The organism is Actinomadura roseirufa (assembly GCF_900659635.1).
GTDB lineage: Bacteria > Actinomycetota > Actinomycetes > Streptosporangiales > Streptosporangiaceae > Spirillospora > Spirillospora roseirufa.
Genome location: NZ_CAACVB010000025.1, coordinates 13932 through 27290, shown reverse-complemented (window position 1 = coordinate 27290; position 13359 = coordinate 13932). Strand labels below are relative to the sequence as shown.

Sequence of the window (13359 nt, the reverse complement as noted above, 5' to 3'; positions counted from 1 at the left end):
CACTCATGACGGCAACCTCATGACCTCGACGTGGGTGCCGGCGGGCAGGGCCTCGGCGTCCTCGGGCAGCGCGATGAGCGCGTTGGCCGCCGAGAGCGATCCGAGCTGGTGCGAGCCCTGCACGTCGGCGGGGGTGACGGTGTAGAAGCCGCGGTTGAACGCCAGCCGCCCGCGCACGTAGTGGCGGAGCCCGGCCGGGGACTTGACGTCCTCGGCCAGGACGGCGCTGACCGTCGGCATCGGTTCCGCCGGCAGCCCTTGCATGGCGCGTAGGGCGGGCCGGACGAAGACCTGGAACGAGATGTACGCGCTGACGGGATTTCCCGGGAGGGTGAAGATGGGCGTGCCGTCCAGTAGGCCGAACCCCTGGGGTTTGCCCGGCCGCATACGGACCTTGTGGAACTCGACGGTGCCGGTACCGGACAGCACCTCCTTGACGACGTCCCGCGTGCCCATCGACACGCCCCCGGAGGTGACGATCGCGTCGGCGCGGACGAGCTGGTCGCGCAGGACGTCCAGCACCTTGGCGGGCTCGTCCTCCACGGTCGACTGCCGGTAGCCGACGCCGCCCGCCTCGGCGACCGCGGCGGTCAGCATGTAGCTGTTGGACTCCCAGATCTGGCCGGGGCCGAGCGCCTCGCCGGGCTCGCGCAGCTCCGAACCCGTCGAGACCACCACGACCCGCGGCCGCGGCCGGACGGGCACGCGGGCGCGGCCCACCGCGGCGAGCATGCCGAGCTGCGCCGCGCCCAGCCGGGTGCCCTCGGCCGCGACGACCTGGCCGGCGAGGACGTCCTCGCCGGCGCGGCGGATGTAGTTGCCGGGCGGGGCCGGGCGCGCGACCCGGACCACGGCGGCGCCGCCGTCGGTCCACTCCACCGGGATGACGGCGTCGGCGCCCGCCGGCAGCGGGGCGCCCGTCATGATCCGCGCGGTCAGCCCGGGCCGGATCGCCGACACGCCGGGGTCGCCCGCGAGGATGTCGCCGACCACGGGCAGCTCGATCGGCGCGCTCTCGGTGGCCGCGGCGATGTCGGCGGCCACCACGGCGTAGCCGTCCATCGCCGAGTTGTCGAACGGAGGCAGCGGGACGGGCGCGGTGACGGGCTCGGCCAGCACCGCCCCCTGCGCCTCCAGCAGGGCCAGTTCGAGCGGCGGCAGCGCGGAGACGCTGCCGAGGATGTCCGTCAGATGCTCGTCGACCGATCGCATGACTGCATTTTCTCAATCCCGGCCCGTGCGCTCGCCTTGCGGCTCGCACCTGACCGTGCTCGTGCGAGCGCGGCGTCGTCCCGCGATCGGCCCGGGAAGGCTCGCCCGCGGCGGCGCCTCCCCGGGCCGGTCACGCGCTCGCGTGACTGCTGAGGCCGCTCGTGAAGCCGGTCCGTCCGGAGTGGGCCCGACCGGACCATGCGTATCACCGCCGTCCGGCGCGCGCCTGGTTTTGGGTCAGGCTTCGTGCTGCTTGACGAACTCTCTTAGCCACGGCATGAACTCCGGTGCGAGGTCGGGGCGCTCGGAGGCGAACTGCACGACGGTGCGCAGGTACTCCAGCTTGTTGCCCGTGTCGTAGCGGCGTCCCCGGAACTTCACCCCGTACACACCGCCGCCCTGGTCGGCGGGCAGGTCGGCGAGGGTGCGCAGCGCGTCGGTCAGCTGGATCTCGCCGCCGCGACCGGGCGGGGTCTTCTCCAGCACGTCGAACACCGCGGGGTCGCAGACGTACCGGCCGATGATGATCCAGTTGCTCGGCGCCTCCTCGACGGCGGGCTTCTCGACGAGGTCGCTGATCCGGACGACGTCGTCCTCGCCGGTGGCCTCGATCGCGGCGCAGCCGTAGGCCGACACCTGGTCGGGTTCCACCTCCATGAGCGCCACGACGCTGCCACCGTGCTCACCGCGCACCTCGATCATGCGCTTGAGCAGCTGGTCCCGGGCGTCGATCATGTCGTCGCCGAGCAGCACGGCGAACGGCTCGTTCCCGACGTGCTGGCGGGCGCAGTGCACCGCGTGGCCGAGGCCGCGCGGCTCGCCCTGCCGGACGTAGTGCATGATCGCCAGCTCGCTGGACTCGCGGACGGCGGCGAGCCGCCCGTCGTCGCCCTTGGCGCGCAGCGCCTCCTCCAGCTCGTAGGCCCGGTCGAAGTGGTCCTCGATGGACCGCTTGCTGCGTCCGGTGACCATCAGGACGTCGTTGAGGCCGGCGTCGACCGCCTCCTCTACGACGTACTGGATCGCCGGTTTGTCGACGACGGGCAGCATTTCCTTTGGAGTCGCCTTGGTGGCGGGCAAGAATCGGGTACCGAGGCCGGCCGCCGGGACGACCGCCTTGAGTACAGGTGCAATGTCGGCCATGTAGAGACCCTAGTCATCCATGAGGACGAGAGCGTGCACGACATAGTTACGAAGACCCGCCTCCGTGCGGAACTCCTGGAAAACCGCGCAGACCTGGGAGATGAGGCACGCTCCGCTGCCGGACGGTCACTGCGCGACGCGCTGCTCGCCGTTCCCGAGGTGGAGATGGCCGGGACGATCGCGGCCTACGTCTCTGTGGGCACGGAACCCGAAACTCGGAGCCTGCTGTTCGCGCTGTGGAAGCGCGGCGCGTACGTCCTGCTGCCGAGGCTCCTCCCGGACGACGACCTCGACTGGGCGTCCTACGAGGGGCCCGACTCGCTCGCGCCGGGGGCGCGCGGCCTGCTGGAGCCGACCGAGCCGCCGCGCGGGACGGGCGCCGTGGCGAGCGCCGACGTCGTGCTGGTGCCCGCGCTCGCGGTCGACCGGACGGGCATGCGTCTCGGACGCGGCGGCGGCTCCTACGACCGGGTCCTCGCACGGGTCGGCCCCGCGATCCTGACGGTGGGCCTCCTGTACGACTCGGAACTGGTGGACTCCGTGCCCGCCGAGCCGCACGACCGGCGCGTCCGCGCGGCGGCGACCCCGTCGGAGGGCCTGGTCCGGTTCGGCTGAGGACGGCCCCGCGCGTCCGGCTGCGCGCGTCCGGCGGCGCGGTCCGCCGGGACCCGTTCGGACGAGCAGCGCATAAGGTGAGGAAAGGCAAGATCGCGACATAGGGGGCGCGGTCCGGCCCGACGCGCACCCGGAGGTTCTCGGCATGACGGCTCCGTGGCAGGTCCTGTGCCTCTCCCCGCTCGGGGAGGACCTCGTGCGCGGGCTGTTCGCGCACCTCGACGGGGCCGTCGAGGTGACGTTCCCGCGGACCAGGGACCGCGCGGGCCTGCACGCCGCGCTCTCCGGCGGCGCCGAGGTCGTGATCGGCGACTTCACCGGCCGGCTGACGATGGACGCCGCGGCCGTGGCCGCCGCGCCGCGGCTGGCGTTCGTCCAGATTCCCGCGGTCGGGATCGACGGCATCGACGTCGCGGGCCTCGCCGCCGGCGGGGTGCCGCTGGCGAACGCGGCGGGCGCCAACGCGCGCGGGGTGGCCGAGTGGGCCGTCGGCGCCGCGTTCGCGCTGTGCCGCGACCTCGTGTGGAGCGACCGCGCCGTGCGCGCGGGCGGGTGGCCGCAGCTCGACCTGCTCGCGCGCGGACCCCGCGAGATCCATACGCAGCGGGTCGGGATCGCCGGCTTCGGGGCCGTCGGCGCGGAGGCGGCGCGCCTGTTCGCGGCGCTGGGCTGCGCGGTCTCCTACTGGACGCGGCGCCCCCGCCCGGAGGCGCCCGCTACCTACCGCGAGCTGGACGACCTGCTGGCCACCTCCGACATCCTCGTCCTCGCCCTGCCGCTCAACGACGAGACCCGCGGGCTGATCGGGCCCGACCGGCTCGCCCTGCTGCCCGCGAACGCCCTGCTGGTCAACGTGGCGCGCGGGGGCATCGCGCCCGACGCCGCCGTCCTGGCCGCGCTGGAGTCCGGGCGGCTCGCGGGCGCCGCGCTGGACGTGTTCGAGGACGAGCCCCCCGCCGCGGACCACCCGCTGCGCTCGCACGAGAACGTCCTGCTGTCCCCGCACGTCGCGGGGACCACCGTCCAGGCCCAGCTGGCGATCGTCTCGGTGGTGCGCGACAACGTCGTGGCGGCGGTGGAGGGACGGGACGTGCAGAACGTGGTCAACGGGGTAGATCCGCACGTCAGACGCCGGTAGAGCACGGCCGGGACACCCGATCCATCAACGTTAAATGTACAATTCGTCGCTGAATCTATAGGATTGCTCAACATTCAACTTTGACGACCCCGAAGGGCGGGATGTGCACCTCGACATCTGGCTACTCCTCGGGGCCACGCTCGTACTCAGCGCGATCATCGCGGTCAGGCTGTCCCACCAGGCGGGTCTGCCCACCCTCCTGGCCTACATGGGACTCGGCCTCCTCATCGGCGAGTCCGGCCCCCTCCACATCGACTTCGACAACGCCGAGCTCGCGGAGACGCTCGGCCTCGCCGCCCTCGTCCTGATCCTGGCCGAGGGCGGCATCACCACCAGCTGGCGGCACGTCCGGCCGTCCGTCCCCGCCGCGCTCAGCGTGTCGACCATCGGCACGCTGATCAGCATCGGCGTGGTGGCGGGCGCCGCCATCGGGCTGCTCGGCATGGACTGGCGCCCGGCGTTCCTGCTCGCCGCGGTGCTCGCGCCGACCGACGCGGCGGCCGTGTTCTCGGTGCTGCGCCGGCTGCCGCTGCCGTCCCGGCTCACCGGGCTGCTGGAGGCCGAGTCCGGCTTCAACGACGCACCCGTCGTGATCATCGTGGTCACGCTCAGCGCCCGCGCCTCCGCCCCCAACCTCCTCGAGCTGGTCGCCGTCATGGTGTACGAGCTGGCCGTCGGCGGGCTGGTCGGCATCGCGATCGGCTGGCTCGGCGCCCAGGCGCTGCGCCGCGTCGCGCTGCCCGCGTCCGGCCTCTACCCGATCGCGGTGCTGTCGCTGTCGGTCGGGGCGTACGGCGCCGCGAGCCTGCTGCACTCCAGCGGGTTCCTCGCCGTGTACGTCAGCGCGCTCGTCCTCGGCAACGCCCGGCTCCCGCACCGTCCCGCGACCCGCGGGTTCGCCGAAGGCATCGGCTGGCTGGCCCAGATCGGCCTGTTCGTGATGCTGGGCCTGCTGGCCTCGCCCGGCGAACTGCCCGGCCAGGTCGTCCCCGCCCTCGTCATCGGGTTCGTCCTGCTGCTCGTGGCGCGCCCGGTGTCGGTCGTGCTGTCCTCGATCGGGTTCAAGTTGTCGTGGGGCGAGAAGGTCTTCGCGTCCTGGGCGGGGCTGCGCGGCGCGGTCCCGATCGTCCTCGCCACCATCCCGATGGTGAAGAACGTCCCGGAGGCCGACCGGATCTTCGCCATCGTCTTCACGATCGTCGTGCTGTTCACGCTGCTCCAGGGGCCGACGCTGCCGCTGGTCGCGCGCTGGTGCCGGCTGGAGAGCGACGAGCAGACCCGCGAGCTGGACGTCGAGGCCGCGCCGCTGGAGGAGCTGCACGCCGACCTGCTGGAGGTCAGGATCCCGTCCGACTCCCGGCTGAGCGGCGTGGAGATCTTCGAGCTCCGGCTGCCGCAGGGGTCCTCGGTCACCCTCGTGGTCCGGGACGGGTCGAGCTTCGTCCCGGAGCACACCACACCGCTCCAGTCGGGCGACACGCTCCTGGTCGTGACCACCGAGGCCGCCCGCGAGGCCACCGAACGCCGCCTGCGCGCGGTCAGCCGGCAAGGCAAGCTGGCCGGCTGGTTCGGGGAGACGGGAGGCTGAAACGAGCCCATGGGGAATTCCACGCGGTGGGCCGCGGGAGAAGCGGGGCGGCGCGCGCGCAGGCGGCCTCCTCCGGGCGCAGGGAACAGACCGGGGACGAATCCTGTTCAACGCATGGGTACCATTAGCAGTCGTTCAAAGTGAGTGCCAGTCCGGATTCCACCCGGCTGAGTCAGCGAGGAGGAACCGTGCCGACGTATCAGTACGTTTGCACCGAGTGCGGCGAGCCTCTTGAGGTCGTGCAGAAGTTCAGCGACGACGCGCTGACCGACTGCCCGGCGTGCCAGGGCAAGCTCCGCAAGGTCTTCTCCGCCGCGGGGATCATCTTCAAGGGGTCGGGCTTCTACCGCACCGACAGCCGCGGCTCCGGCAAGACCTCGACCGTGACGTCCTCGTCCAACGGATCCTCCTCCGGCGGCGAGTCGGGCAAGTCCGACACGGCCGCGTCGACGCCGGCCTCGGGCGGCGACTCCTCGTCGTCCTCGTCCTCGTCGTCCACCACGCCGGCGAGCACGTCCTCGTCGTCGTCCGAGAAGGTCGCCTGACCTTCCCCCAACGACAGCCGGGGGATCGCCGCCCGACCAAGGTCCGGTAGGAGGTCCCTCGGCTTTGGCGTGCCCGGACGACGTCCGACCCGGGGCGGACCGGGCGAGTACTCCCCGTGGAGACCAACCCCCGGCGTCATCTCGCGCGCGCTCCGCGACATCCGAAGCAGCGTGGAGCCATCCCTAGGGCCGATCCCCTAGGGGTCCCCACGGCGAAGGTCCTCCCTGCCGCTCATCGGGGTCGGCCCGTCCTACATCTCCTGGGCGATCATCGCCTCCCTCCCTGCGTCGCACGAGGTAGGAACGCTCGCATCTCACGCCCGACGCGTGAGGGGTCTTCGTCCCATGACGATGGTCTGGACGAAAGAAAGCGACGGAAACGACGGCATCCCCTGAACGGGCCATGGCCATTTTCGAGGATACGACCGTCTCTTCTTAGCTCTATTTTCGAGAAGCTCGGAATGCGTGGCATCCGTCACGGTCGCGATGGCACCTGACGCTTCTCGTACGTCGAGACAGTCCCGATATCGCGACGTATCGCGACCCTCCGGCTCATGCCCCCCACAGGAGAAGGAACCATGAGTGCACCGAGCCCGGCGTCCCCCAGTCCCCCGACCCACCGGCTGGCCCGGCTGATCGCCGGCCGGCGCGCCAAGTGGGCCGTCCTGGTCCTGTGGATCATCCTGCTGGCCGCCCTCGGCCCGCTCGCCGGAAAGATCAAGGACGTCCAGAAGAACGACGCCGTCAACTGGCTGCCCGGCGGCGCCGAGTCGACCCGCGTCGTCAAGCTGCAGGAACAGTTCCGCAAGGACGAGACGGCGCTCGCCGTCATCGTCTACGAGCGCGCCGGCGGCATCACCCCGGCGGACCGCGCCAAGGCCGCCGCCGACCTGCCCGCCCTGGGCAAGCTGCCCGGTGCCCAGCAGGCCCAAGGCCCCTTCCCCTCTGCCGACGGCAAGGCGCTGCAGACCCTCGTCCCGATCCTGAGCGACGACATCACCGACGCCGTCGCCGACGCCCGCGACCTGGTCAAGCGGGGCCCACCCGGACTGGACGCGCACGTCACCGGCCCCGCGGGCGGCGCCGCCGACCAGTTCGAGGTCTTCAAGAGCCTGGACGGCTTCCTGCTCATGGCCGCCGGCCTCGTCGTCATCGTCCTGCTGCTGATCATCTACCGCAGCCCCACGCTGTGGTTCGTCCCCGTGCTCAGCGCGGTCTTCGCCCTGGTCCTCGCGCAGTCCGTCGTGTACCTGCTGGCCAAGAACGCCGGGCTGACCGTCAACGCGCAGAGCTCGGGCATCCTGACCGTCCTGGTCTTCGGCGTCGCCACCGACTACGCCCTGCTGCTCGTCGCCCGCTACCGCGAGGAGCTGCACCGGCACGACGACCGCCACGAGGCCATGGCCTTCGCGCTGCACCGCGCCGCGCCCGCCGTCATCGCCTCCGCCGCGACCGTCGCCGTCGGCCTGCTCTGCCTGCTCGCCGCCGAGATGAACTCCACCGCGGGCATGGGCCCGGTCGCCGCGGTCGGCGTCCTCACCGCCCTCGCGGCCATGACCACCCTCCTGCCCGCCCTCCTGGTCATAGCCGGCCGCTGGCTGTTCTGGCCGCTGGTGCCCCGCTACGACGCCAAGTACCTCGACCCCGACGCGTTCGAGTCCGAGCACGGCATCTGGAGCCGCGTCGCCGGCCTGGTGGGCAAGCACCCGCGCGCGCTCTGGGCCCTCACCTCGGTGGGACTGCTCGCCCTTACCTTCGGCCTGGGCTCGCTCAAGGCCGAGGGCCTGTCGGACGCGGGCCAGTTCACCGGACGCCCCGACTCCATCGTCGGCTCCGAGGCCGTCGCCCGCCACTTCCCCGCCGGTTCCGGCGCCCCCGCCGTCGTCATCGCCAAGGCGTCCGCCTCGCGACCGGTCGCGGCGGCCGTCTCCGGGACGCCGGGCGTCGCCGAGCTCAGCCGCCCGGTCACGGCGAACGGCCTGGTCCAGTACGAGGCCACCCTCCGCGACCCCGCCGACAGCCGGGCCGCCCAGAAGACGATCGACCGGCTCCGCGACACCGTGCACACCGTCCCGTCCGCCGAGGCGAAGGTCGGCGGCGTCACCGCCATCAACCTGGACATCAACCGCGCGGCAGACCGCGACAACAAGGTCATCATCCCGATCGTGCTCGCGGTGGTGTTCCTGATCCTCATCCTGCTGCTGCGCGCCCTGGTCGCGCCGCTGCTGATGATGGGCACCGTGGTCCTGTCGTTCCTGGCCTCGCTCGGCGCCTGCGCGCTGATCTTCCGGCACGCCTTCGGCTTCGAGGGCACCGACACCGTGTTCCCGCTGCTGGCCTTCATCTTCCTGGTCGCGCTCGGCGTCGACTACAACATCTTCCTGATGCACCGCGTCCGGGAGGAGTCCCAGACCCACGGCACCCGCCGCGGCATCCAGCGCGGCCTCACCGTCACCGGCGGCGTCATCACCTCCGCGGGATTCGTCCTGGCCGCCACCTTCACCGCCCTCGCGACCCTGCCGCTGGTCGCCATGGCCGAGATGGGCTTCGTGGTCGCCTTCGGCGTCCTGCTCGACACGCTGATCGTCCGTTCCCTGCTGCTGCCCGCCCTGTCCTACGACCTCGGACGGCGCATCTGGATCCCTGGACGGCTCTCGAAGGGAGACCACTCCGCCGATTCGTCCAAGGTTCTCGACGCCGTCGGCTGACACTCTGAACAGGTGAAATGGGCCCGGCCGATGGCCGGGCCCATTTCCGTGGGCGAAGTTATCCACAATCTGCGGCGCCTCTGCCGGGGGCGGGGGCGGGTGGTTAGGGTCGGCGGCATGTCCACTCCTTCCAGTTCCGCGGAGGTCGGGGTCATCGGCGGCTCCGGCTTCTACTCCTTCCTCGACGACGCCGAAGAGGTCATCGTCGACACGCCCTACGGCCCGCCGAGCGACCCAATCACGATCGGTGAGCTCGCCGGCCGGCGCGTCGCGTTCGTCCCCCGGCACGGCCGCGACCACCGCTTCCCCCCGCACCGCATCCCCTACCGCGCCAACCTGTGGGCGCTGCGCTCCCTCGGCGTCCGCCAGGTCCTCGCCCCGAGCGCCGTCGGCTCCCTGACCCCCGACCACGGCCCCGGCACGCTGGCCGTCCCCGACCAGCTCACCGACCGCACCCGGAACCGCACGCAGACCTACTACGACGACGGCGCCGCGATCCACATCTCGTTCTCCGACCCCTACTGCCCCGCCGGCCGCCAAACCGTCCTCGCCTCCGCGCGGACGGCAGGCTGGCCCCCGGTCGACGGCGGCACCCTCGTCGTCATCGAAGGCCCCCGCTTCTCCACCCGCGCCGAGTCGAAGTGGTTCGCCGCCCAGGGCTGGACCCTGATCGGCATGACCGGCCACCCCGAAGCCGTCCTGGCCCGCGAACTGGCCCTCTGCTACACGCCCCTCTGCCTCGTCACCGACTTCGACGCCGGCGTCGAAGAGGGCGAGGGAGTCACCATGGAAGAGGTCTACCGCGTCTTCGGCGAGAACATCGACCGCCTACGCACCCTCGTAACGGACGTGATCGCCTCCCTGCCCGCCGAACGCACCTGCCCCTGCCCTCGAACCCTCGACGGCATGAAACTCCCCCTAGAACTCCCCTGAACCCCACACCCACCCCGCCCCATCCCCGCCCCAAACTGACCCACCCTCCCCCCTCAGACCATCCCCACGGCCCCCTCCCCAGACAAGCCGTGGCCACAGTGCCTCACCAGCGCACAGAGCAGGCGTCCAACCGACAGGCATCCAACCGACAGGCATCCGACCGTCAGGTGTTCGACCGGCAGGTGTCGACCGGCGGGTATTCGACCGGCAGGCATCCGACCGACAGGCGTTCAACCGGCAGGCGTCCGACCGGCAGGCATCCGACCGGCCAGCGGTAACCGAAACCCCTGGCCCTTCCCGCCTTCACGCTCGCAATCGCTCTACTCGGCACGTCCAGATCGCGCGCAGTGCGCGGATCCGCTGTCCCCACGTCCCCCATCTCAGGAGAACTCCATGAGCAAGCGGTTATCTCGGCTGCGGCGACCTCTGGCCGCCCTGTTCGCCGCCGCCGCGACGGGCTCCGCCCTCACCGCGCTGCGGCCGGGCCCCGCCCCCTCCGTCCGCGTTCTCGCGGCCTCGCACGACCTTCCGGGCGGTGCCGTCCTCGCCCCACCCGATCTCCACGGGCTGGACCTGCCTCCCGCCGCCGTCCCGGCCGGTGCCCTGCGCTCAGGCGCGGCGGGCCACGTGCTGGCCGGCCCAATGCGCCGAGGCGAACCGGTCACCGACGCCCGCCTGCTCGGTGACGGTCTCCTGCACGGCTACGGCCCCGAAACCGTCGCCGCTCCCGTCCGCCTCGCGGACGCCGCCACCGCCCGTCTCCTGCACCCCGGCGACCGCATCGACGTCCTCGCCACGGGCCCACCCACGGCTGAGGCGCCACTGGAAACCGGCCCTGGCCCGCCCCCACGCCCCGAGGCCCGCCTCGTCGCCGCCGCAATCCCCGTTCTGACCATCCCGTCCCGCGACGAGACCAGCGGCCAGGACGGCGCCCTGATCGTCGTGGCCGCCACCCGCCCCCAGGCGACCGCGCTTGCAGCGGCAGGACCAGCCCTCGCCATGACCATTACCAGCTAAGGACACGCCCCCACACCCACCCCCTAGCGCACACCACAACCGCCCCCTCCACACCTGCCAACACCCCTCACAAAGCCAACCCGTTCAACCGGACACGATCACGATCCACCACCGCTACTCGCCAGCACCAAGAAGGCCGAGCGCCTCGCGAGCAAACCATCCAGCCGAGCAGCCCCGGTGAGCGCCACACTCACCCCCCAAGAGACCACGCCCGCAACAGCCCAAGACCCCAGACCCGATGAGGAACTCGCCACCACACCGCGCCGCGCAACACCCACCTGCCGTGACACCAAGCCCCAAGACAGACGCCGCCCATGCCCTGACTACGGCGCCGCGCTCACCACCGCCCAGGGAACACGGCCGCAGCGAGCCAGGACCCTAGACCCGACGAGGAACCCGCAGCGCCTCCGCGCCAGGCAACACGCGCCCGCCGGTGACACTAAGACCGAAAACAGACCCCAACCACGCCCCGACATGGGGGCCACGCTCGTCGCCGCACAGGAGCCGCCCCCACAACAGCCCAGGACCCCAGACCTGGCGACAATCTCGTCACTACCCCCACGCCATGCACACTCACCCGCCACGCCACCAAGACCGGAAGACAGACCCGGTCCGTGCCCTGACATGGCCGCCACGCGCACCACCACAGAGGGCTCACAGCCGCAGCAAGCCAGTACCCCAGGCCAGGCAAGAACCTCGCCACCGCCACCGCCACCGCGCCAGGCAACACCCGCCCGCTGTGACACCAAGACCGAAAACAGACCCCGACCACGCCCTGACATGGGGGCCACGCTCACCACCACACAGAAACCACGCCCACAAAATCCCAGGACCCCAGACCCAGCGAGGAACCCGCAGCGCCTCCGTACCAGGCAATGCGCGCCGGCCGGTGACACCAAGACCGGAAGACAGGCCCGACCATGCCCTGACCGTGAGCCCCACGCGCACCACCCAGAAGCCAACCCCCACAACAGCCCAGGACCCCAGACCCGACGAGGAACTCGCCACCACACCGCGCCGCGTAACACCCACCCGTTGGCTACACAAAGATCGGAAGGCAGACCCGACCGCGTCCTGCCGCCCTGACATGGGGCCGTGCTCGTCGCCGCACGGGGAACACGGCCGCAACGGCCCGGGGACCCCGGGTCGGTGAGGAACTTGCCGCCGGCTCCGCGCCGGGTGATGCCCGCTCGCCGGGGGCAGCAAGGCCGGAGACGGACGGGGTCCGTGGTCCGACGGCGCTCTCAACGGTCGTACGGTCGCACACATGAACACCTTGACGAGCCTGTGGGTGTGCACCGAGGCGGTCGGTCTCGTCCGCGGCGACCACGTCCGGGCGGTGTACGCGGCGAGGCCCGAGACGATCACGCAGCCCGCACTGCCGGAGGAGATCAGAGGGGCCGACGTCGCGGTCTGCGCCGAGGTGGCGCCCGGTCCAGAGGGGACGGGCGCGCGAGCCGTCATCTTGGGACGGTGCCACGAAGGCATCGTGGTCGAGGTGCTGGGGGAGCTGACCTGGCAGCTGACCATGGCCCAGCGGACACCCGAGGAGGGAGGCCCCACCTATCTCTTCCTGAACTACGAGACCGACGCCAGACCCGAGTGGGTGGTCGCTCCACAGCTCCCCCGCACCTGGCCGGAGCCTCCTCAGGCCGAGCCCGTCCCGACGTCAGGAGCGCTCGCGACGGACGAAGCCCTGCAAGCCTTGCGCGAGAAACTCTCCGCAGGGCAGTGAGAGCGCCACGGCGCCGACTTGGCAGAACACATGCCAGTTGATTACCATCCGTAACCGTCCTGTCTGGACCTTCGCGACGCAGGCATCCTGATCAGGGCAAACACCAGCGCGATCGGACGCCCCCGCGTGCCCCGACCCCCAGGAGCGATAGTGAGCGGTTTCAAGAAGTTCCTTTTCCGCGGCAACCTCGTCGACCTCGCAGTCGCGTTCGTCGTCGGCGCGGCGTTCGCGGGGCTGGTCAAGGACTTCGCGAACTCCTTCATCACCCCCCTGATCGCACTGATCGGCGGAAAGCCCGACTACACGCGGCTGGCGGTGACGATCGACGGCACGAAGTTCCCCTACGGGATCTTCGTCACGTCGGCGATCGCCTTCATGATCACCGCGGCGATCGTCTACTTTCTGGTCGTCCTCCCCACGGCCAAGCTGATCGAGCGCATGGACCGCGGCAAGGAGGCCACCGAGCACGAGTGCCCGCAGTGCCTCAGCGACATCCCGGTCAAGGCGCTGCGCTGCCGCTACTGCACCGCCCAGGTCATCCCCGCCTCCGAGCTGCCGAACTGACCGGCGCGTGACGGCCCCTGTCTCAACTCCGCCGTCACACGCGCGCCACCTGCCCGGCGGGGCAATGCCTAAAGCGAGCCCCGCCGGAAAGAGCGCGAAGCCACGCAGCGCACCGCGAGCCTGCAGACGACCTGCGGCCTGGCCAGCTACGGACGAGCCGC

At 71.4% G+C, this 13359-nt stretch carries 11 protein-coding genes; 9 read left to right on the top strand and 2 right to left on the bottom strand.

Annotated features, from left to right (window positions below):
- Positions 1 to 3: 3 nt before the first annotated feature.
- Both glp and galU read right to left on the bottom strand, forming a co-directional pair.
- Positions 4 to 1212 carry a molybdotransferase-like divisome protein Glp gene (gene glp / locus E1291_RS08305; RefSeq protein ID WP_131737154.1) on the bottom strand — a complete coding sequence of 403 codons (1209 nt, stop codon included), beginning with the start codon at positions 1210 to 1212 and terminating at the stop codon, positions 4 to 6.
- A gap of 237 nt (positions 1213 to 1449) precedes the next feature.
- Positions 1450 to 2355: a UTP--glucose-1-phosphate uridylyltransferase GalU gene (gene galU / locus E1291_RS08300; protein ID WP_131737153.1), complete on the bottom strand. Its 906-nt coding sequence runs from the start codon at positions 2353 to 2355 to the stop codon at positions 1450 to 1452.
- Between the two features lie 33 nt (positions 2356 to 2388).
- Between galU and E1291_RS08295 the strand changes: the two genes are divergently transcribed.
- The 9 genes from E1291_RS08295 to mscL all read left to right on the top strand — a co-directional run bounded on the left by E1291_RS08295 (position 2389) and on the right by mscL (position 13198).
- Complete coding sequence (locus tag E1291_RS08295; protein WP_131737152.1) at positions 2389 to 2970, top strand: 5-formyltetrahydrofolate cyclo-ligase; 582 nt, start codon at positions 2389 to 2391, stop codon at positions 2968 to 2970.
- 145 nt (positions 2971 to 3115) lie between these two features.
- On the top strand, positions 3116 to 4108 hold the full coding sequence (locus E1291_RS08290; RefSeq protein ID WP_131737151.1) for an NAD(P)-dependent oxidoreductase: 993 nt from the start codon (positions 3116 to 3118) through the stop codon (positions 4106 to 4108).
- Between the two features lie 103 nt (positions 4109 to 4211).
- The gene (locus E1291_RS08285) at positions 4212 to 5696 is read left to right on the top strand and encodes a potassium/proton antiporter (RefSeq protein WP_131737150.1); all 1485 of its coding nucleotides are present in this window, start codon (positions 4212 to 4214) and stop codon (positions 5694 to 5696) included.
- 188 nt (positions 5697 to 5884) lie between these two features.
- Positions 5885 to 6241, top strand: a complete 357-nt coding sequence (locus tag E1291_RS08280) for an FmdB family zinc ribbon protein (RefSeq protein WP_131737149.1) — start codon at positions 5885 to 5887, stop codon at positions 6239 to 6241.
- Between the two features lie 578 nt (positions 6242 to 6819).
- Positions 6820 to 8949, top strand: coding sequence for an MMPL family transporter (locus E1291_RS08275; protein WP_131737148.1), 2130 nt, complete (start codon positions 6820 to 6822; stop codon positions 8947 to 8949).
- 117 nt (positions 8950 to 9066) lie between these two features.
- Complete coding sequence (locus E1291_RS08270; protein WP_131737147.1) at positions 9067 to 9882, top strand: S-methyl-5'-thioadenosine phosphorylase; 816 nt, start codon at positions 9067 to 9069, stop codon at positions 9880 to 9882.
- A gap of 393 nt (positions 9883 to 10275) precedes the next feature.
- On the top strand, positions 10276 to 10899 hold the full coding sequence (locus E1291_RS08265) for an RcpC/CpaB family pilus assembly protein (RefSeq protein ID WP_131737146.1): 624 nt from the start codon (positions 10276 to 10278) through the stop codon (positions 10897 to 10899).
- A gap of 1267 nt (positions 10900 to 12166) precedes the next feature.
- On the top strand, positions 12167 to 12634 hold the full coding sequence (locus E1291_RS08260) for a hypothetical protein (protein WP_131737145.1): 468 nt from the start codon (positions 12167 to 12169) through the stop codon (positions 12632 to 12634).
- 150 nt (positions 12635 to 12784) lie between these two features.
- Positions 12785 to 13198: a large conductance mechanosensitive channel protein MscL gene (gene mscL / locus E1291_RS08255; protein ID WP_131737144.1), complete on the top strand. Its 414-nt coding sequence runs from the start codon at positions 12785 to 12787 to the stop codon at positions 13196 to 13198.
- The last annotated feature ends 161 nt before the right edge of the window (positions 13199 to 13359 follow it).